Origin of the sequence: Neorhizobium sp. AL 9.2.2 (assembly GCF_013317225.1) — a bacterium.
Classification (GTDB): domain Bacteria; phylum Pseudomonadota; class Alphaproteobacteria; order Rhizobiales; family Rhizobiaceae; genus Neorhizobium; species Neorhizobium soli.
On sequence record NZ_JAALXU010000007.1, the window covers coordinates 170879 to 189874 of the forward strand.

An 18996-nucleotide genomic window follows, 5' to 3' on the forward strand; every position below is an offset into this window, starting at 1 on the left:
TCGAAGGAATTGGCGACGTACTTGGTTCGTTCGTTATGGATGATCGACATCGTCGGCAGATCACTCGCTGTTGCGATGGCAATCTAGCGGATAAGTTGCAGGCAACACACCCAAAGCCTGACGCTCAGGCTGCTAATCCGCTTCGACAGCTTTCGATTTCGGCCGCAGCATATCACGTGCAGCAAGCACCGCTCCACCGGTGATCAGCACGCAGGCCGCGAGAATGCGCCAGTCCGGTTCGGCAAAGCCGGAAAGCACCAGGATCAGGGTCGAAAGCAGCGGCGCGGCATAGCTTGCGGCGCCGATCACCTGGATATCACCGTTCTTGACGCCGTAATCCCAGGCGTAGAAGGCGGCGCCAACCGGCAGCAGGCCAAGGCCGACGACCGCCGCCCACTGGCTGGCGTCCGCCGGCCATATCGTGGTCTCCAGCGCCAGATGGCACACAAGCGACAACAGCGACGTGGCGAGGCAGAACCCGGTCACCACGTCGGTCGAGACACGATCGAAGCTGCGGGTCAGCAGCGAGTACCCCGCCCAGGTGAAGGCACAGATGAAGGCCGTGCCGTAGCCTAGCGTATAGGCACCGTCGAACGACAGGCCGTTGCGCGAGACAATGGCGATCGTGCCGCAAAGCCCGGCAACCGCACCGGCGACATGGTACCAGCGCAGCCGCTCGCCCGGCAGAAGCGCCGAGCCGACGACGATGAGCAGCGGCCAGAGATAGGCGATCAGTCCCGCCTCGACGGCCGGCGCATTGCGCAGCGCCGTGAAGTACAGAAAGTGGTAGCCGAATAATCCGCCGATCCCGATGATCCACACCTTGGCGGGCTGTTTGAGCAACCGGATGCGCTGCGGCCTGAAGGCGAACAGGATCAGCCCCGGCAGACTGCCGATCGCAAACGTCATAGCGTTCATCTGGAAAGGCGGAACCTTGCCGGACGCCGCCGTCATCAGCGCCAAAAGCGACCACATGAGAATGGCCGTAAAACCGATCAGCGTACCCCGGATCTTCACTATGCCTCCTTCGGCATGAGCCGATCTGCTAATCGCCAATCTTCACGGCCGTCACGTATAGCGGCCCCATCCTGGTCGGGATACGGGCATAGACGGGAGCATATACATTTGCTCCCTCGGCCTTGGCAAACCAGATTTCCATCGGCGTCTTGCGCAGATACTCGATATCTGTGCGTCCGCGACGGAACCCGGATTTGGGCGTATAGCGGATCGAGCAGACGATGGCCTCTCCCTTGAACCCTTCCGCCGCAAACGGCTTGGTGCCCATCGGCGACAGCACCAGATCCATGCGCGATTCACCGTCATAGATCGGCAACCGGTTCGGGCAGATCTTGGCATCCGCCGGAAAGATCAGGCCGCTCAACGGGTCGAGCACGGCGCGAAGATCCTTGTCCGTCACGGGCACCCAGTTTTCCCGGTTGCGACGCGGCGGCGGGGTGACCTTCGTATCGGTCACATTACCGTTGCTGTAGGAGATATCGTAGACGCGCTTCCTCTTTCCGACATTGTAGACAAGATTATAGCGGTCAGCCTGCAGCTTCTGGCCCTCGATGCGACCCGTCACGCTGGTTTCCGCCGAAACCTTGCTGATGATATCGGCGATACCTGACGATTTGAACGTTCCGTTGATCTTGTACTGGCCGCCGTCGAATTCGCTCGAAAAGCTCGCCGTCGCGATCGGCAATATCCCGAGCGTGATACTGTAATGGCTGACCTGCCGGGTTTCGGCCGCCATCGAAGGCGTTGCTGCACCGAGACTCACAAGAGAGGACAGGGCGACGGCGAAATATGTGCGAGAAAGCATGAACGGCCCTGACGGATGAGATGGAAGCGACTTGCCTGGCGATAGTGACTGACCATAATGGCAAGAAAACAGCGACGCGCCAGCCGCAAAAGCACCAAGCGACGCCTTGAGAGTCGGAAACACAAGGTTTTGGCTTGACGCGCCGGACCTCACTGACTATAGAACCGCAACTTTCCAATCAGGACCAATTGGATCGGCATGTCGGGCATTGCCCGGAAATTGCTTCCGATTGCAGAATAGAACAAAGGTGTATCCCATGTCTCGTGTATGCGAACTGACCGGCAAGGGCGTAATGACCGGCAATAACGTCAGCCATGCCAACAACAAGACCCGTCGTCGGTTCCTGCCGAACCTGTGCCAGGTCACTCTGATCTCCGATTCGCTCGGCCAGCGCTTCCGTCTGCGGGTTTCCGCTCACGCGCTTCGCTCCGTTGAGCATCGCGGCGGTCTCGACGCTTTCCTTCTGAAGTCCAGCGAGACTGAGCTGTCCATGCGCGCTCGTCTCCTGCGTCGCCAGATTGCCAAGAAGACTGCAGAAGCAGCGACTGCTGCTGCTTAATCAGCACCTTCGACATCACCGGCTTTGAAGAGGGCTTGACCGGATAACCGGACAAGCCCTTTCTCATGGTCATATCCGCAACTGGTGGCATACCCCAGGATAAAAAAATGCAAGCGAAACGCTATACCCTTATCTATGCCCTGCTGATGGCAGCGGTCGTCGTCGCCTCGAACTTCCTCGTACAGTTCCCTGTCACAGGAAGCCTTTTCGGAGTAGCCCTTGGCGATCTCCTGACCTGGGGCGCTTTCACCTATCCCTTCGCCTTCCTCGTCACAGACCTGACCAACCGCCAGTTCGGAACGACAATCGCACGCCGTGTGGTTCTCGTCGGCTTCATCTTCGGCGTGACGCTGTCGCTCTGGGCATCCGCTCCACGCATCGCCATCGCCTCGGGCACCGCCTATCTGATCGGCCAGCTTCTGGACATCTCGGTGTTCAACCGCCTGCGTCGCCAGTCCTGGTGGCAGGCGCCGCTGGCAGGCTCGCTGCTCGGATCGGCGCTTGATACGCTGCTGTTCTTCTCGCTGGCATTTGCCCCGATCTTCGCCTTCCTCGGCGCCAATGACGACTTCGCCGTCGGCTGGTCTCCGATTCTGGGCGCACTCTCGACCGAAGCCCCGCGCTGGGTCTCTTGGGCGCTCGGCGACCTCGTGGTCAAGATCCTAGTCGGCATCGTTCTGTTGCTGCCCTATGGCGCGCTGATGACCGTGTTGCGGCCGATGCCGCAGGTCACTGCAAAGACCGTGTGACATAATCAAGGGGAGCCTGCAGCTCCCCTTTCTTATTCCGCGAGCCGAAATTCCAGCATCAGGTTGCGCTGCAGGAAGTTGCCGTTGTCGTCGGAGACGAGGATGAGATGCGGGCGGCCGTCGGGTGCCTCGATCACGTCGAGACCTTCCATATTGTCGATCGCGTAGGTCATGTCCGCTTCGAGCAGGATTTCACCGTCGATTAGGGCATCCGGACGGATCTGTGCGGCGTCGAAGCGGCGGATGCGCATGCCGAGGCCGCCGAGGAAGCTGAAGCGGCGCTCCAGCAACAGAAAGTCGCCATCCGGCAGAAACGCGCCATCCGTCGCGTCATAGGGGTCGTGACGGACGATCTTGAAAACACCCTTCAGCGGTCCCTCGAGAATGGCTGCAAACATGTTGCCGTTCTGATCGAGGCTGTGTTCCGTGACCGTCACGAGCGAGCCCTTGAGCGGGCTGTCTTCAGGCGAGAGTGCCAGCGTTTCCATGCCGGCATTCATCCGCAATTCCCTACGGGGAAAGACGAAGTCTATGGTGCGCGTCGGGCCTGAAGCCTCGAAACCGGGATCCGGATAGGTTTCGATGCGGTGCAGCTGCTCGAAGCTTACCATTGCCTCGCCCTTACGCAGGGCAAGACCCTCCGCATCCGAATGGAACTTCGACCCCGGCCGCCCGCCCCTGTAGAGCAGTGGCGACACCTGCAGGCGGCTGAGACCCGAGAGACGGCCCTCCGCATCCCGTTCGATCTGCCCGGTCAGCCAGTGACCGGTATCGAGCACCGAAACAAAACTCTTACCGTCCGGACGGAATCGGATCGCGGATAGCGATTGCAGCATGCTGTCATTTGAGGAGAACTGCAGCCCGCCCAAAAATTCGAGCTTGCCGAAACGGGTGGCGTCAGAGCCCGTCTTGAAACGGGAAATGGTATGGACACTCGCCTCTACATCAGGACCTGCGGCACCGGCCGGCAGAGCGGCCAGTGCAGTCGACATCAGAGCCGCAGCTACGGCGACGCGGAAGGACTTCACCGAAGCCCTCAGCCTGCCCGTCGCATACGGCCACCGCGGGCGCCACGGGCGCCCTGTGCCGACGACTTATCGGCAAAGAGTTCGGCCAACTGCTCGGTCATCGCACCTGCCAACTCGTCTGCGTCGACGATGGTCACGGCATTGCGATAGTAGCGCGTCACATCATGGCCAATGCCGATCGCCAGAAGCTCGACAGGCGACTTGGTCTCGACCTGTTCGATGACGGCGCGCAGATGCCGTTCCAGATAATTGCCCGGATTGACCGAAAGCGTCGAATCGTCGACCGGCGCGCCGTCGGAGATCATCATCAGGATCTTGCGCTGTTCCGGCCGCGCGATGAGACGGTTATGCGCCCACATCAGCGCTTCGCCGTCGATGTTTTCCTTGAGCAGGCCTTCGCGCATCATCAGTCCGAGATTGCGGCGCGACCGGCGCCACGGAGCATCGGCGGACTTGTAGACGATGTGGCGCAGGTCGTTGAGACGGCCGGGCGTCGCAGGCTTGCCGTTCGCAAGCCAGTTCTCGCGGCTCTGGCCGCCCTTCCAGGCTTTGGTGGTGAAGCCGAGGATCTCCACCTTCACACCGCAGCGTTCCAGCGTGCGAGCAAGAATGTCGGCGCAGGTTGCCGCAACCGTGATCGGACGGCCGCGCATCGAACCGGAATTGTCGATAACAAGCGTCACGACCGTATCGCGGAACTGCGTATCGCGTTCTTTCTTGAAGGAAAGCGGCTGCATCGGGTCGATGATCAGGCGCACCAGGCGGGCCGGATCGAGATAACCCTCCTCCAGGTCGAAATCCCAGGAGCGGTTCTGCTGCGCCATCAGGCGGCGCTGCAGCCGGTTGGCCAGACGGCCGACGGCGCCCTGCAGATGCGCAAGCTGCTTGTCGAGGAATGCGCGCAGCCGGTCGAGTTCCGCTTCGTCACACAGCTCTTCGGCAGTGATTTCCTCGTCGAATTCCTGCGTGAAGATGTGATAATCCACCTTCTCGTTGAAATCGTCGAACGGGCTGTTGGGGCGGCGGGTTTCGCCTGGCGTCTCGGAGTGATCGTCGCTTTCGTCGGACATCTCCTCGTCCGACATTTCGGCGCCGTCCATCTCGCCTTCGTCCATGTCGTCGTCGGCAACGTCGCTCTGCTCGGCTGGCGCGGCATCAGATCCGGCTTCTTCCTCGACTTCCTCGTTCTCGGTCTCGCCGCTGCTCGGCTGTTCCTCGTCGTTCTGGTTGTCGATGTCTTCAGGCTCGCTGTCGTCGCCAGCGAGATCCTCTGCCATCTGCATGGATGACAGCATGCGGCGCACGACCTTGGAAAAGGCCTGCTGGTCCTCGATGACATTTCTCAGATTGTCGAGATCGCCCGACGCCTTGTCCTCGATAAACGGACGCCAGAGATCGAGCACCTTGCCGGCGCTTTCGGGCGGCTTCACGCCGGTCAGCTTTTCGCGAACCAGCATGGCGATCGCTTCGCCGATCGGTGCGTCTTCCTGACGCTCGACGCCGGTGAAATTCGCCTTGGCGTATTTTTCCTGATGCATCGAGTTGAGGTTGGAGGCAACGCCGGTCATCCGCAGCGCGCCGATCGATTCGATCCGGGCCTGTTCGACCGCATCGAACACGGTGCGCGCATCCGATCCCTGCGGCGCCAGATTGGCATGCACGGCCGTATCGTGGCAGGCAATCCGCAGCGCCATGGAATCGCCGAGGCCGCGGGTGACGGCAAGCTCATGGGCCGTCGGGCGCCTGGAGATTTCGGGCAGACGAATGCGATCACCGGCAAGGCCGGGGCGCTCGTTGGCGAACGACACCTCGACCTCGCCATTGGCGGCAATCGACCGGACGCAGCCGGTGATCGCCCGGCGCAACGGCTCGGTATCGACCATACCGCTCGACTTGGGTTTCGAATTGTCACCTCGACCTGACATGGCCTGCATTTCCTTCGCTTGGCGCGTTAGGTCACGCCCCTGCCGACGTTCATTAAGCGCCAAGAACCATGTTCGCGGCACTTTCCTTGAGCTCGACGCCGAAGGCGCGCTGATACTGTTCGGCCACCAGCGTGCGCTCAAGCTCGTCGCACTTGTTGAGGAAGGTGATGCGGAAGGCGAAGGCGACATCACCGAAGATCTCGGCATTCTCGGCCCAGGTGATGACCGTACGCGGGCTCATCACGGTCGACAGGTCGCCGTTGATGAAGGCCGAACGGGTCAGATCGGCGACGCGCACCATCTTTGACACGGTCTCGCGACCTTCCGCCGTCTTGCCGAACGACTTCACCTTGGCGGCAACGATATCGACTTCCTTCTGGTGCGGCAGGTAGTTCAACGTTGTCACGATCGACCAGCGGTCCATCTGTGCCTGGTTGATCTGCTGGGTGCCGTGATAAAGGCCGGTCGTATCGCCCAGACCGACCGTGTTGGCGGTCGAGAAGATGCGGAATGCCGGGTGCGGACGAATGACGCGGCTCTGGTCGAGGAGCGTCAGGCGGCCCGACGATTCCAGCACGCGCTGGATGACGAACATCACGTCGGGACGGCCTGCATCATATTCGTCGAACACGAGTGCGACATTATGCTGGTAGGCCCAGGGAAGGATGCCGTCCTTGAATTCGGTAACCTGCTTGCCGTCCTTCAGCACGATCGCGTCCTTGCCGACGAGATCGATACGGCTGACGTGGCTGTCGAGGTTGACGCGCACGCAGGGCCAGTTGAGGCGGGCCGCAACCTGCTCGATATGGGTCGATTTGCCGGTCCCGTGGAAGCCGGACACCATGACGCGGCGGTTATGGGCAAAGCCTGCAAGGATGGCGAGCGTCGTGTCGCGGTCGAAAAGGTAGTCCGGATCAAGGTCCGGAACGTAAGGGTCGCCGTGGCTGTAGGCCGGAACCCGCAAATCGGAATCAATACCGAAAACTTCCCGGACGGAGACTGTGGTGTCGGGAAGGTTGGAAATGTCTAAGTCGATCTTGCTCATCATAACTCCAGGGCACGGGCAAATGTCCGGCCTTCATCCTCGCTGCCATATATTTTTACGGCTTAGCAGAAACCCGCCTGCTTCAACAACTGGTATGCTTGAATGACAGCGCGAAAACGGTCCTCAGACCCGCGGTCTCCGCCATTGGCATCCGGATGGTGCTTCTTGACCAGTTCCTTGTAACGCCGCTTGATATCCGTTGAATTCGCGTTTGCCGTCAGTTCCAGCGTATCGAATGCCTTGGCTTCCAGCGTTTTCAGCTTTCGTCCCTGCGTTTCGAACCGTCCGCCGGTGCCCGCGCGGGCCTGGGAAACAAAGCCGAACGGATCTTTGAAACGCTGCTGCGCGTAAGCAGTTCCGCTGGCACCGCCCGCACTGGAACGCGCGCTCGAATGCAATGGCCCGTCTTTCGCCGCCTTGTTGACGCCAACCGTCCATGTGGGGCGATGGCCGGTGATCGCCTCCTTCTGGTAGCGCGCAATCTCACCATCCGACAGGCCGGAGAAATAGTTGTAACCCTTGTTGTATTCCTTCACATGCTCGAAGCAGAACAGGAAGAACTGTCCTTCCGCATTTCGACCCACGGGCGCGCGGTGGGCGCCGGGTTTGTCACACCCGTCCCACTGGCAGGTCGGAGCCTGCGCAGCCGTTTCCTGCTGCCTGTTCCGGCGCGTCCGGATACGGTCGAAATATTTGGAATCGAGTTTCATTAGGCTCCTATTATGGGGCCGCCGAGAAGTCGGGACAAGAATTGACAAACCGGTTTGTTGCTGGTTTCTGAGATGCCCTTCTGCGTCGCCCTGTCTGCCATCAAAGGAAGCCGAACATGACCGTAAGAGCCCGCATCGAAGCCACGCTTCGCGACAACCTTTCCCCCGATCGGCTCGAGGTGATCGACGAGAGCCAGCATCACGCCGGACATCAGCCGGATATTACAGGAACCGGCGAGACCCATATGCGGGTGCGGATCGTGTCTCCGGCATTTGCGGGAAAGAGCCGTCTCGACCGGCACCGGGCGGTGAATGCGCTGCTTAAGCCCGAACTTGACGCAGGTCTCCACGCGCTGGCGGTGGAAGCCGCAGCACCGGGCGAAGCGACGCGCTGGTAGCGGAGACCTATTCGCCGGGCAGCGCTGTCTCGACTGCCGGGCGGATTCTGAGCCGCGTGATGCGGTTCTTCTCGCGCTTCAGGACGATGAAGCGCTTGCCGTGGAAGGTGAAGGCCTGACGCTCTTCGGGGATTAGCTTCGATTCGTGGATGACGAGGCCGGCGATCGTCGTCGCTTCCTGGTCCGGAAGGCTCCAGCCGAGCGCCCGGTTGAGATCGCGGATCGGCACCGAGCCATCGACCAGGATCGAGCCGTCCGCTTCCTGGCGCACGCCGCGGACCTCGATATCGTGCTCGTCTGCGATATCGCCGACGATTTCCTCGAGAATATCCTCCAGCGTGACGATGCCCTGCACCTCGCCATATTCGTCGACCACGACGGCGAAATGCACCTTGCGCTTCAGGAATGCGGCAAGCTGGTCCTTGAGGCTGGTACTATCGGGCACAAACCACGGCCGCTGGGCGATCTTTACGACATCGACAGGGGCCCCGTCGGCCTCCACGTCGGCAAGTGTGCGCAACAGGTCCTTGGCATGCAGCACGCCGATGATGTTTTCGGTCGAATTGCGCCACACCGGCATGCGGGTATAGGGGCTTTCCAGCACGGTGCGCACGAGAACCTCAGGCGGATCGTCGGCGTTCAGCGCGCGCATGACGGTGCGATGCCGCATAACGTCGGAGACTTCGAGCTCCTGAAGCTCGAACAGACCGCTTAGCCGGTTGCGGTCCCGCTGCACGGGATCGCGCTCCCGGTGCCGGGCTTCGAGTGCCGAATGCAGATCGTCCCGGTCCGCAAAAATGAGCGTTTCCGGCGACAGCGACAGGCCTGACATGCGAAGCAGGCGGCGGATGACCGCGTTCAGCAAGCGCGATGGCAGGCTGCGTTTCGCGCTCATCGGCTCCGCTTTTCGTCAAGAAAGCTCAGCACTTCGGAAGACGGTACATCGTCGGCAACAAAGGACTGGCCGATCCCGTGGGTGAGGATGAAGGTGAGCTTGCCGCTCTTGACCTTCTTGTCCTGCGCAATCGCATCGAGAAGCCTCTGCGTCGGCGGCAATTCGCCTGGAATGTCGCTGATCCGGGTCGGCAGGCCGACGGCTTTCAGATGCGCCTCGACCCGGCTGGCATCATCAGGGCTTGCAAGGTTCATGCGGGCCGAAAACTGGTAGGCCAGCACCATGCCGATCGCGACGCCTTCGCCATGAACGAGGCGCTTCCCGTCATAGTCGACGGCGGCTTCCAGCGCATGGCCGAACGTGTGGCCGAGATTGAGGAGCGCGCGACGGCCGGTTTCCCGCTCGTCTTCCACGACCACATCGGATTTCGACTGGCAGCTTCTGGCAATCGCCTCGATCCGCTCGGGCGCACCTGAGAACACCGCCTTCCAGTTCTTTTCCAGCCAGTCGAAGAAATCCGGCTGGTCAATCAGTCCGTATTTGGCGACTTCGGCGTAACCTGCCCGAAACTCCCGCTCGGACAGCGTGTCGAGTGCTGCGGTATCGGCGAGAACCAGATCCGGCTGGTGGAAGACGCCGAGCAGGTTCTTGCCGTGACGGGTGTTGATGCCCGTCTTGCCGCCGACGGACGAATCCACCTGCGCCAGAAGCGAGGTCGGGATCTGCACGAAGCGCACGCCGCGCCGCACGATGCCCGCCGCAAACCCTGCGAGATCGCCGATCACGCCGCCGCCAAGCGCGATCACCGCATCGTTACGTTCAATCCGCGCCGACAGAACCATGTCGCAGACGGTTGACAGGTGTTCGAGGCTCTTGGTCTTTTCGCCAGCCGGCAGCGTCAACGACACGGCTTCGATGCCGTCGGTCTGCAGACTGTCCATCAGTGCTTCGAGATAGAGCGGCGCCACATTTTCGTCCGTGACGATGGCTGCACGGCGACCTTTCAGCCGCGAGGTGATCTCGCCGCCGGCGCGCTCGATGAGGCCGGGGCCGATCAGAATATCGTAGGCGCGCCCTTGGAGCGGCACATGCACCAGGCGTTCGGAAGCACGGGAGAATTGGTTCATGGCATGTCACCTGTCTTTGCAAGGCCGGCCTTGGGAAGCCCGGCCAGCGCTTTTAGCACCTCGTTGACCATCACGTCCTTGCGGACATTATGCGACAGCACGGTGAGATCGGCTTCGGCATAGATCGGGTAGCGCTGGATCATCAGGTTCTCCAGCGTCTGCTTCGGGTTTTCGGTTTTCAGAAGCGGGCGGTGATCGCGTCGGTTGACGCGCTCCCACAGAACATCCAGATCCGCCTTCAGCCACAGCGAAACGCCGCCGGCCTTGATCTGCGCGCGGGTCGCCTCGTTGATGAAGGCGCCGCCGCCGGTGGAGACCACCCGCGGTCCCTGCTTCAGCAACCGCTCGATAACCCGCGTTTCAAGCGCCCGGAACTCCGTTTCGCCGTATGATGCGAAAAGCTCCGAGATCGTCATGCGGGAGACTTTTTCGATTTCCGCGTCGGTATCGACGAAGGGCACGTTGAGCGCCTGGGCGACCAGCTTTCCGATCACCGACTTGCCCGCTCCCATCAGGCCGACAAGGGTCAGGTTGCGGCCACCGAGTGCCGCGCTCGCCCGCTGCTTGAGCGACTGTTCCGCAATGGATGCAACTTCGTTCATCGTCTCGTCCGTTTGCGAAACGGTATCGACAAATGCGGGATGGGCGTCAAGCCGCGCGGCGCCTGAAACACTGCCGTCACCGTTTCTTCTTGTCGATCTATAAACATTTACGGATATAGTGCAGCGCAACCATGCGGAGTTCTTGATGCCTACCCTGTTCCGGTTTCTATTCGTGCTCGCGGTGATCGCTGGCATCATCTACGGAAGCATGGTGGCACTGGTCTTTCTGGTGGAGCCGCGCGAACGCGATGTCACCGTGCGCGTGCCCTCCGAACGGCTGAACCCGCCCGCCCAGAAGCCCTGACCGCCTGACAAGGATAGGACGAACCAATGGCCGACCTGTCTCGCGCTCACATCGAAGCCTTTCTGGAAATGATGAGCGCCGAACGCGGTGCGGCGATGAACACGCTTTCGTCCTATGAGCGCGATCTGGAGGACATGCATTCCTTCCTCGCGACCCACAAATCGACGCCGTCGTCTGCGCAAAGCGCCGATCTGTCGGCCTATCTTAGCCATCTCGGCAAGCAGGGCTTTGCCGCGTCCTCGCAGGCAAGACGCCTTTCTGCCATGCGGCAATTCTACAAGTTCCTCTATGCCGAAGGCCTTCGGACCGACGATCCGACATCCATTCTGGACGCCCCGAAGAAGGGCCGTTCGCTGCCGAAGATCATGACCGAGGCAGACGTGACACGTCTCTTAAGTCTTGCCATCGAGGAAGCGGCACAGCCGGGACCCGATCAGATTTCCCGCGCCCGCATGCTGGCGCTGCTCGAGCTTCTGTATGCAACGGGGATGCGGGTGAGCGAACTCGTCTCACTGCCGGCAAAGGTGCTGGACCAGGAAGGCCGGTTCCTGATGGTGCGCGGCAAGGGCAACAAAGAACGGCTGGTGCCGCTCTCCCGCTCGGCGATCGCCGCGATGAAGGTTTATGGCGAAATGCGTGCCAGCCGCGAAAAAGATGCCGAGAGCATCTGGCTCTTCCCTTCCAGCAGCAAGGAAGGTTATCTTCCCCGCCAGGTTTTCGCCCGCGACCTTAAGGGACTGGCGGCGCGGGCGGGCTTAAAAACCGCTGCGATCTCGCCGCATGTGATGCGTCACGCCTTTGCAAGCCATCTTTTGGCAAACGGCGCCGACCTTCGAGTGGTACAGGAACTGCTTGGACATTCAGACATTTCCACCACTCAAATATACACTCATGTCCTGGAAGAACGGCTTCGCCAGACGGTGCAAACACATCACCCTCTTGCAAAACAGGCCAAAAACCGGGATTAGAAGCCCCGATCGAAAATTGGAACGCTACGTTCCTCAAGAGAAAAACAACCGGAAACCGGATCTCATGCAAACGTATCTCGACTTCGAAAAGCCAATCTCTGACCTCGAGGGCAAGATCCACGAGCTCAAGAAGCTCACGGACGAGAATGAAGGCATAGACACGACCGACGAGATTACCCGCCTTGAAGGCCGGGTGAAGGAAGCGGTCAAGGACATCTATTCCAAGCTCGGCGCCTGGGAGAAGACGCAGGTTGCCCGCCATCCGCAGCGCCCGCATTTCGTCGATTATGCCGCAAAGCTGTTTACCGATTTCACGCCGCTTGCCGGCGACCGCAATTTCGGTGAAGACGCGGCGATCCAGGCAGGCCTTGCCCGTTTCAACGGTATGCCTGTCGCGCTGATGGGCCAGGAAAAGGGTCACGACACCAAGAGCCGCCTGAAGCACAATTTCGGCAGCCCGCGTCCCGAAGGCTATCGCAAGGCGATCCGCATCATGGAAATGGCCGACCGCTTCGGTCTTCCGATCATCTCCCTGATTGATACGGCAGGCGCCTATCCGGGCGTCGGCGCGGAAGAGCGCGGCCAGGCGGAAGCCATCGCCCGCTCGACGGAAATGTGCCTCGGCGTGAAAGTCCCGTTGATCTCGATCGTCATCGGCGAAGGCGGCTCCGGCGGTGCCATCGCCATCGCCACCGGCAACCGCGTCTACATGCTGGAGCATTCGATCTATTCGGTGATTTCGCCAGAAGGTGCAGCCTCGATCCTGTGGCGCGATTCGACCCGCGCCCGTGAAGCTGCCACCAACATGAAGATCACCTCCGACGACCTGAAGGGTCTTGGCATCATCGACGAGATCATTCCGGAGCCGATCGGCGGCGCCCATCGCGACCCGGAAACCGTTATTGCTGCCACCGGCAAGGTGATTGCTTCGGCGCTCGAAGAACTCGGAAAGCTCTCCGGCATCGAGTTGCGCAACCAGCGCCGGCAGAAATTCCTCGATATCGGCCGCAACCTGTAGGATCAGGCGTAAAACCGATCGTCTGCCCCTGAAATTGCCAAAATCGCCGGTATAGGACTTTGGCAATTGCCGGTGTGCGGTGAAAACCGCGGCGGTTTCGCTAGACAGCCGCGTGCAAGCGTTTAAGAAGATGTAAAGCTTACCGTCTTATTGATCGTGTCTCGTACGGATTTGTTCGCCATTCCTGATATGTGGTTTGTCTCGATGCGCCTGAAACACATCGCCTTCGCCCTTCTTGTCGCAACGGCCCTTACCGGCTGTAACGATACGCTGGACTCTGCAAAGATCGATCTCTCGACCGTCAAGAACAAGAAGGAGCAGCCTCTTCCTTCCAGCATCGTTGCCGAGATGCAAAAGAGGAACATGCCGCGCCAGTCGCCGATCATGATCCGCATCCTCAAGGAAGAGGGTAAGCTCGAGATCTGGAAGGCGAAGGCCGACAACCGCTTCGACGTCATCAAGAGCTATGACATCTGCGCCTGGTCCGGAAAGCTCGGACCGAAGGTGAAGGAAGGCGACCGTCAGGCGCCGGAAGGCTTCTACAGCCTGACCCCTGCGCACCTGAACCCCAATTCGCAGTATTACCTCGCCATCAACACCGGCTTCCCGAACCGCTACGACGCCGCCAACGGCCGCAGCGGCACCAATCTGATGATCCACGGCGCCTGCTCGTCGTCGGGTTGCTACTCCATGACCGACGAACAGGTTCTGGAAATCTACGCCTTTGCACGCGACGCCTTTAAGGGCGGCCAGACCTCGATCCAGCTGCAGGCGCTTCCCTTCCGCATGAGCGCGGAAAACATGGTGCGCCACCGCGACAACCAGAACTATGACTTCTGGAAGATGATCAAGACCGGCTACGACAATTTCGAAGTGACGAAGCGCCCGCCGGAAGTGAACGTCTGCGAAAAGAAATACGTCTTCAACCAGCAGGCGGACAGCAACGGCAAGTTCGCACCGGCCGCCGCCTGCCCGACCATGTCGACGCCGCCGACGCTGGTATCCGCACTGTCGTCCTATTCCAAGACCTACGAACTCGCCTATCAGAAGGCGATGGACAAGTATGACGGCAAGGTCTGGTACGAACCGACGGAAGCCGAGCGCAAGGCCGTCGTTGCCGGCAAGCGCAAGGGCCGTGAACTCGCTTATGCGCCGACAGGCACCTCGCTGGAAGCCGGCAAGCTGCTGAGCCAGTCGGAATTCAAGCAGATGATGGAAAAGCGCATGGCCTCGGGCGGCGAGAAGCCGGCGACCACCGTGCTTGCCTCCGCTGGCCCGACGTCTGCCCGTACAGCCTCGATCAACGAGCGTATGATGGTAAAGCAGGACCGCCTGCCTGCAACGACGACCGGCTCGATTGCCAATACGCAGTTGCGTGGCGCCCAGACCGCCAGCGTTCCATCGGCGCCGGCACCACAGGCTGCAACGCCGACCGTTCAGACAGCGCAGGGCACGACCGTTGCCGTTCCTGTGCCGGAACAGAACCCGCTTGCCTATACGGCAACACAGCCGGTGACCGAGACCGCCAAGAAGCCCGCCTGGAAGTTCTGGTCCAAGGACTGACGCCAGTGCCTGGGGAAGCCCTCGGAGAGACCTATGATCTTCGCGGGCTGAAATGCCCCCTGCCCGTGCTGAAGACCCGCAAGCGTCTGAAGTCCATGGAGACGGGCGCGTCTCTTACCCTGGAAACCACCGATCCGCTTGCAGGCATCGATATCCCGCATTTCTGCAGCCAGGACGGCCACGTCCTGCTCTCGTCCGAGCGGACCGAGACGGGCCACAGGTTCGTGATCCGCAAGGGTTGATTCCGCAACAGCATCAAATCGAAAATTGGAACTGGCGATGCAGCCTTAGAACTGCATGCCCGGCACGGCCAGCGGATTGTCTTCGAGCGCCGCACGATCCGGACGATCGATCTGCGGCTTGCCCGTGAAGGCCGCGAAAAGATCCTGCACGAACGCCTCCGGCAGATCCTGGGTGATCAGCACCATGCGCGTCAGACGATCGGAGCCTTCAGGCCATTTCGCCAGCCGTTCCGGCGGATGGAAAATGCTCTGCACGCCGTGCAGCACCAGCGGACGCTCGAGATTATCGGACATCGCCACGATCGCCTTCATGCGCAGAAGCTTTTCGCCATGCGCCGAGCGCAGCAGATCCACGAACATGCTGAGCGCCATCGGCTCGATCGGCTTGTCGTGGACGATCGAGAAGGAGCGGATGTTGGCGCCGTGCCGGTTTACATCGTGATGATGGTCGCCGTGATCATGGGGATCGTGCTTATGGTCGTGATGGTCGTGCCCGTGCCCATCGTGCCCGTGCCCATGAGCCTCATGCGCGTGATCGTGCGCCACCTCTTCCCGCAACCAACGGCCGACATCGGCGATCTTTGTTTCCGGATCGTAGAGCCCGTTGACGAGGATCGCGGCGGCACCGGTGCTTTCGTCATCGCCATCGACGATGGGTGCCCGCGGGTTGAGCGCGCGCAGCCGGGCCCGGAGCGCGTCGATCTCCTTCGGGCTCGACATGGAAAGCTTGGAGAGAACCAGCCGGTCGGCGACCGCGGCCTGCTTGACCGCTTCCGGATGACGATCGAGCGTCGAGATGCCGTTGACCGCATCAACGACGGTGACGACGCCGTCGAGCTCGAAATTCTGCGCGATGACGGGATTGCCCATGACCGACTGCATGACCGGCGCCGGATCGGCAAGGCCTGTCGTTTCGATGACCACCCGGTGGATCGGCTTCAGCCGCCCGGTCTGCACGCCGTCCATCAGCGTGGCGAGCGTATCGATCAGCTCACCGCGCACGGTGCAGCACAGGCAGCCGTTGGAAAGCTCGAGCAATGCATCGCCCGAGCTTTCGACCAGGAAATTGTCGATGCTCACATCGCCGAATTCGTTGATGATGACGGCCGTGTTGCTGGCGGCCGGATCCTTCAGGATCCGGTTGAGAAGCGTGGACTTGCCCGCCCCTAAAAAGCCGGTGAGGATGGAAACCGGAATGCGACCGCTAAAGGACATGTTTTGGTACCTTAAAGTTCAGCCAGCTTTTTAGAGATTGGCTGGGCGCGGCTGCGGGATCGGCACGGACTTTGTGCCCGTATTGGCATCCGGCACGTCTTCGCCGCCGAGGATAAGGCTTGTCACCGCATATTGCGGCGGGCGCGTCATCTCGTGAATATAGGGCGAATGCAGAACGGTGCGCCCGGCATCGTCGCGATTTTCACTGCGGACTTTGGCAGCCTTCGGATTGCAGATCTCGGCGCTGACATCGTTCACCTCGGCCGTGTTTCCATATGGCGGCAGCGACGCGAGCGGCACGCCTTCGTTTGCCTGGGAGGTGAGCCCCTGCTGCAGAAGGTTCGCAGTATCATCCGCCCGGCCGGCGAGACTGTCGGACCCGAGCACGACCGAAATCACCGTGCGGCCGTTGCGGGTGGCCGAGCCGATCTGGTTGAAGCCGGCGGCGCAGATGAAACCGGTCTTCATGCCGTCGGCCCCATCAAAGCGGCCGATCAGCGTGTTGAAGTTCGGATACTGCTTCTTGCCGGTATCGATGCCTTCCAGCGAGAAATAGCTCTGGTACTGCGGAAATTCCCGCTTCAGCGCCAGCGTCAGCACGGCGAGATCGCGCGCCGTGGTAAACTGGCCCTTGCCCGGCAAGCCATGCGGATTGATGAAATGGCTCGATGCCATGCCGAGCCCCTGCGCTTCGGAATTCATCATTTCCACGAACTGGTCGAGCGAGCCACCCACCGTTTCGGCGACGGCCACGGCGATATCGTTGGCAGACTTGACGAGAAGGATCTTCATCGCATTGTCGAGCGTCAGCCGCGTGCCCGGTTTGAAATACATCTTGCTGGCCGGCTGGTCCGTCGCCTTCTTGCTCATCACCACCTGGGTTTCGAGCGAAAGACGGCCGCTTTTGATCGCCTTGAAGGTGACATAGGCCGTCATCAGCTTGGTCAGCGAAGCCGGATACCATTTCAGGAACGCATCCTGATGGGCGATGACCCGCCCGCTCTTCACATCGACGATCAGCCGCGGATTGGCCGCAGCGCTGCCGGCGGAAACGAGGAGGCCTAGTGCCGCAATGGCGGAGACCACCCGAACGGCGGTCGCGGATTTCAGATGCAAGAATGACAAGAGCGTTCCTCGTCGCTGGAGCCGGAATTGGAGGCCCGAAACGTTTGGCGCATATGTGGCCACTGTGGCCAAGCAATGGCAAAGATGATTGATTACGTCAATCAGGCGAGGCACACTCCCTTCGGGAGGATGGGTCACAACCTTATGAACAGCAGCAGCGACAGGAAATCCGAATGCCCATCTTGAACCGAGCCGCCGAACTTCAAGGCGAAGTCAGCGAATGGCGCCGACACCTCCATCAGACCCCCGAAATCCTCTATGACGTCGTTGAGACCGCAGCCTTCGTAGCCGCTAAGCTGAAGGAATTCGGCGTCGACGAGGTCGCGACCGGCATCGGCCGCACCGGCGTTGTCGGCATCATCAGGGGCAAGGGCGCCGCGGGCTCAGGCGCAGGGAGCAGTGGACGCACGATCGGTCTGCGCGCCGACATGGACGCGCTGCCGCTGACCGAACTCACGGGAAAGACCTGGGCCTCGAAAACCCCTGGCAAGATGCATGCCTGCGGCCATGACGGGCACACGTCCATGCTGCTGGGTGCTGCAAAATACCTTGCCGAAACCCGCAATTTCGAAGGCTCCGTGGCGCTGATCTTCCAGCCCGCCGAAGAAGGCGGCGCCGGCGCGCTGGCGATGATCGAAGACGGCATGATGGAGCGCTTCGGCATCGACGAAGTCTACGGCATGCACAATATGCCGGGCATTCCGGTCGGCCAGTTTGCCATCCGCAAGGGCGGCATCATGGCCGCACCCGACCGCTTCACCATCACCATCAAGGGTCGCGGCGGCCACGCGGCCCAGCCTCACAAGACGATCGACCCGATCTTCATCGGCTCGCAGCTGGTGGGCAGCCTGCAGGCAATCGCCGCCCGCAATGCGGACCCCGTCCAGTCGGTGGTGATATCAGTGACCCGCTTCGATGCCGGAACGACACACAATATCATCCCCGACAACGCGATCATCATGGGCACCGTGCGCACGCTGAACGAGGACACCCGCGATCTCGCCGAAAACCGCATCCGCCAGATCGTCGAAGGCTTGGCAAGCGCCCACGGCGCCGGCTGGTCGATCGACTATGAGCGCAAATGCCCTGTCACCTCCAACCACGACAGCGAGACCGACCACGCAATCGGCGTCGCCTCATCGATCGTCGGCGCCGCCAATGTGGATGCCAACGTCGAACCGACCATGGCCGGCGAAGACTTCGCCTTCATGCTAAAACGCCGCCCCGGCGCCTTCATCTTCATCGGCAACGGCGATACGGCAGCGCTGCACAACCCCAACTACGACTTCGACGACGAAGCCCTCGCCTACGGCATCTCCTACTGGGTCAAGCTCACGGAGCAGCGCCTGTCACCATAACCCGCAGAAAAACACTTGGCTAAACGCATCACCTTTTGTATGGGTTTTGCCGAGTGGTCCCATAGCTCAGCAGGATAGAGCGCAAGATTCCTAATCTTGAGGCCATTGGTTCGAATCCAATTGGGATCACCATTATTTGCAGGACTTATGGGACGTCCGCGTTCCCGCGTTCCCACAAACTGATCATTCGCTGGCTGATTACGTCCGAGTTCGCTCAGCCGTTACCCGCGACGTGATGCGTTGCTGCACAGTAAAAACAGCTCAGCACCACAACCATCCGCTACCGTCGAAATACGCAAACTCAGAACCGTGGCGAGAACTCGTAGTTGCAAAGGATTTGCTT

General features: G+C 60.8%; 19 protein-coding genes, 1 tRNA gene and 1 pseudogene. 10 read left to right on the top strand and 11 right to left on the bottom strand.

Features of this window, described 5'->3' with window-relative positions:
• Window positions 1–132: 132 nt before the first annotated feature.
• Complete coding sequence (locus G6K99_RS15755) at window positions 133–1017, bottom strand: EamA family transporter (protein ID WP_174197112.1); 885 nt, start codon at window positions 1015–1017, stop codon at window positions 133–135.
• Window positions 1018–1045: 28 nt separating this feature from the next.
• Window positions 1046–1822: a DUF3108 domain-containing protein gene (locus G6K99_RS15760; RefSeq protein WP_174197113.1), complete on the bottom strand. Its 777-nt coding sequence runs from the start codon at window positions 1820–1822 to the stop codon at window positions 1046–1048.
• A 256-nt stretch (window positions 1823–2078) separates the two neighbouring features.
• Between G6K99_RS15760 and rpmB the strand changes: the two genes are divergently transcribed.
• Window positions 2079–2381: a 50S ribosomal protein L28 gene (gene rpmB, locus G6K99_RS15765; RefSeq protein WP_062461777.1), complete on the top strand. Its 303-nt coding sequence runs from the start codon at window positions 2079–2081 to the stop codon at window positions 2379–2381.
• 107 nt (window positions 2382–2488) lie between these two features.
• Window positions 2489–3130 carry a queuosine precursor transporter gene (locus G6K99_RS15770; protein ID WP_174197114.1) on the top strand — a complete coding sequence of 214 codons (642 nt, stop codon included), beginning with the start codon at window positions 2489–2491 and terminating at the stop codon, window positions 3128–3130.
• Window positions 3131–3162: 32 nt separating this feature from the next.
• Here the strand turns inward: G6K99_RS15770 and G6K99_RS15775 are convergent, their stop codons facing one another.
• From G6K99_RS15775 to G6K99_RS15790, 4 genes are all read right to left on the bottom strand, one after another.
• The gene (locus G6K99_RS15775; RefSeq protein WP_174197236.1) at window positions 3163–4122 is read right to left on the bottom strand and encodes an esterase-like activity of phytase family protein; all 960 of its coding nucleotides are present in this window, start codon (window positions 4120–4122) and stop codon (window positions 3163–3165) included.
• 44 nt (window positions 4123–4166) lie between these two features.
• The gene (gene cobT, locus G6K99_RS15780; protein ID WP_174197115.1) at window positions 4167–6083 is read right to left on the bottom strand and encodes a cobaltochelatase subunit CobT; all 1917 of its coding nucleotides are present in this window, start codon (window positions 6081–6083) and stop codon (window positions 4167–4169) included.
• 52 nt (window positions 6084–6135) lie between these two features.
• Window positions 6136–7128 (bottom strand): cobaltochelatase subunit CobS, encoded by a 993-nt coding sequence (gene cobS / locus G6K99_RS15785; RefSeq protein ID WP_062583028.1) that lies wholly within the window; start codon window positions 7126–7128, stop codon window positions 6136–6138.
• Window positions 7129–7190: 62 nt separating this feature from the next.
• Window positions 7191–7838 (bottom strand): J domain-containing protein, encoded by a 648-nt coding sequence (locus G6K99_RS15790; RefSeq protein WP_174197116.1) that lies wholly within the window; start codon window positions 7836–7838, stop codon window positions 7191–7193.
• Window positions 7839–7954: 116 nt separating this feature from the next.
• Between G6K99_RS15790 and G6K99_RS15795 the strand changes: the two genes are divergently transcribed.
• On the top strand, window positions 7955–8236 hold the full coding sequence (locus tag G6K99_RS15795; RefSeq protein ID WP_062581759.1) for a BolA family transcriptional regulator: 282 nt from the start codon (window positions 7955–7957) through the stop codon (window positions 8234–8236).
• 7 nt (window positions 8237–8243) lie between these two features.
• Here G6K99_RS15795 and G6K99_RS15800 read toward each other — a convergent pair.
• The 3 genes and pseudogenes from G6K99_RS15800 to G6K99_RS15810 all read right to left on the bottom strand — a co-directional run.
• Window positions 8244–9107: pseudogene (locus tag G6K99_RS15800) on the bottom strand (transporter associated domain-containing protein); the annotation flags it as partial.
• Window positions 9108–9127: 20 nt separating this feature from the next.
• On the bottom strand, window positions 9128–10258 hold the full coding sequence (gene aroB / locus G6K99_RS15805; protein ID WP_174197118.1) for a 3-dehydroquinate synthase: 1131 nt from the start codon (window positions 10256–10258) through the stop codon (window positions 9128–9130).
• Window positions 10255–10860 (bottom strand): shikimate kinase, encoded by a 606-nt coding sequence (locus G6K99_RS15810; protein ID WP_062461798.1) that lies wholly within the window; start codon window positions 10858–10860, stop codon window positions 10255–10257. The genes aroB and G6K99_RS15810 overlap by 4 nt, the downstream gene beginning before the upstream one ends.
• A gap of 145 nt (window positions 10861–11005) precedes the next feature.
• On the opposite strand from G6K99_RS15810, the gene G6K99_RS15815 reads away from it, so the two are divergent.
• The 5 genes from G6K99_RS15815 (at window position 11006) to G6K99_RS15835 (ending at window position 14955) form a co-directional block, all read left to right on the top strand.
• Complete coding sequence (locus tag G6K99_RS15815) at window positions 11006–11164, top strand: hypothetical protein (RefSeq protein ID WP_092660944.1); 159 nt, start codon at window positions 11006–11008, stop codon at window positions 11162–11164.
• Window positions 11165–11190: 26 nt separating this feature from the next.
• Window positions 11191–12132 (top strand): site-specific tyrosine recombinase XerD, encoded by a 942-nt coding sequence (gene xerD / locus G6K99_RS15820; RefSeq protein WP_174197119.1) that lies wholly within the window; start codon window positions 11191–11193, stop codon window positions 12130–12132.
• 64 nt (window positions 12133–12196) lie between these two features.
• On the top strand, window positions 12197–13150 hold the full coding sequence (locus G6K99_RS15825) for an acetyl-CoA carboxylase carboxyltransferase subunit alpha (protein WP_092659372.1): 954 nt from the start codon (window positions 12197–12199) through the stop codon (window positions 13148–13150).
• Between the two features lie 204 nt (window positions 13151–13354).
• Window positions 13355–14713: a murein L,D-transpeptidase family protein gene (locus tag G6K99_RS15830; protein ID WP_062462017.1), complete on the top strand. Its 1359-nt coding sequence runs from the start codon at window positions 13355–13357 to the stop codon at window positions 14711–14713.
• A 5-nt stretch (window positions 14714–14718) separates the two neighbouring features.
• Window positions 14719–14955 (top strand): sulfurtransferase TusA family protein, encoded by a 237-nt coding sequence (locus tag G6K99_RS15835; protein ID WP_062461809.1) that lies wholly within the window; start codon window positions 14719–14721, stop codon window positions 14953–14955.
• 45 nt (window positions 14956–15000) lie between these two features.
• Here the strand turns inward: G6K99_RS15835 and G6K99_RS15840 are convergent, their stop codons facing one another.
• Window positions 15001–16170, bottom strand: coding sequence for a GTP-binding protein (locus tag G6K99_RS15840; RefSeq protein WP_174197120.1), 1170 nt, complete (start codon window positions 16168–16170; stop codon window positions 15001–15003).
• 30 nt (window positions 16171–16200) lie between these two features.
• Window positions 16201–17286, bottom strand: a complete 1086-nt coding sequence (locus G6K99_RS15845; protein WP_244474111.1) for a D-alanyl-D-alanine carboxypeptidase family protein — start codon at window positions 17284–17286, stop codon at window positions 16201–16203.
• A 182-nt stretch (window positions 17287–17468) separates the two neighbouring features.
• Between G6K99_RS15845 and G6K99_RS15850 the strand changes: the two genes are divergently transcribed.
• Window positions 17469–18653: a M20 aminoacylase family protein gene (locus G6K99_RS15850; protein ID WP_113166672.1), complete on the top strand. Its 1185-nt coding sequence runs from the start codon at window positions 17469–17471 to the stop codon at window positions 18651–18653.
• Window positions 18654–18708: 55 nt separating this feature from the next.
• Window positions 18709–18785 (top strand) — tRNA-Arg (locus tag G6K99_RS15855).
• Window positions 18786–18996: the final 211 nt, after the last annotated feature.

Bases quoted from the DNA above. Each gene is read 5' to 3' on its own strand.
- G6K99_RS15850 (WP_113166672.1), top strand. From the start codon at position 17,469: ATGCCCATCTTGAACCGAGCCGCCGAACTTCAAGGCGAAGTCAGCGAA.
- G6K99_RS15840 (WP_174197120.1), bottom strand. From the start codon at position 16,170: ATGTCCTTTAGCGGTCGCATTCCGGTTTCCATCCTCACCGGCTTTTTA.
- G6K99_RS15775 (WP_174197236.1), bottom strand. From the start codon at position 4,122: ATGTCGACTGCACTGGCCGCTCTGCCGGCCGGTGCCGCAGGTCCTGAT.
- G6K99_RS15770 (WP_174197114.1), top strand. From the start codon at position 2,489: ATGCAAGCGAAACGCTATACCCTTATCTATGCCCTGCTGATGGCAGCG.
- G6K99_RS15810 (WP_062461798.1), bottom strand. From the start codon at position 10,860: ATGAACGAAGTTGCATCCATTGCGGAACAGTCGCTCAAGCAGCGGGCG.
- cobT (WP_174197115.1), bottom strand. From the start codon at position 6,083: ATGTCAGGTCGAGGTGACAATTCGAAACCCAAGTCGAGCGGTATGGTC.
- G6K99_RS15790 (WP_174197116.1), bottom strand. From the start codon at position 7,838: ATGAAACTCGATTCCAAATATTTCGACCGTATCCGGACGCGCCGGAAC.
- rpmB (WP_062461777.1), top strand. From the start codon at position 2,079: ATGTCTCGTGTATGCGAACTGACCGGCAAGGGCGTAATGACCGGCAAT.
- xerD (WP_174197119.1), top strand. From the start codon at position 11,191: ATGGCCGACCTGTCTCGCGCTCACATCGAAGCCTTTCTGGAAATGATG.
- G6K99_RS15815 (WP_092660944.1), top strand. From the start codon at position 11,006: ATGCCTACCCTGTTCCGGTTTCTATTCGTGCTCGCGGTGATCGCTGGC.
- cobS (WP_062583028.1), bottom strand. From the start codon at position 7,128: ATGAGCAAGATCGACTTAGACATTTCCAACCTTCCCGACACCACAGTC.
- aroB (WP_174197118.1), bottom strand. From the start codon at position 10,258: ATGAACCAATTCTCCCGTGCTTCCGAACGCCTGGTGCATGTGCCGCTC.
- G6K99_RS15760 (WP_174197113.1), bottom strand. From the start codon at position 1,822: ATGCTTTCTCGCACATATTTCGCCGTCGCCCTGTCCTCTCTTGTGAGT.
- G6K99_RS15830 (WP_062462017.1), top strand. From the start codon at position 13,355: ATGCGCCTGAAACACATCGCCTTCGCCCTTCTTGTCGCAACGGCCCTT.
- G6K99_RS15825 (WP_092659372.1), top strand. From the start codon at position 12,197: ATGCAAACGTATCTCGACTTCGAAAAGCCAATCTCTGACCTCGAGGGC.
- G6K99_RS15795 (WP_062581759.1), top strand. From the start codon at position 7,955: ATGACCGTAAGAGCCCGCATCGAAGCCACGCTTCGCGACAACCTTTCC.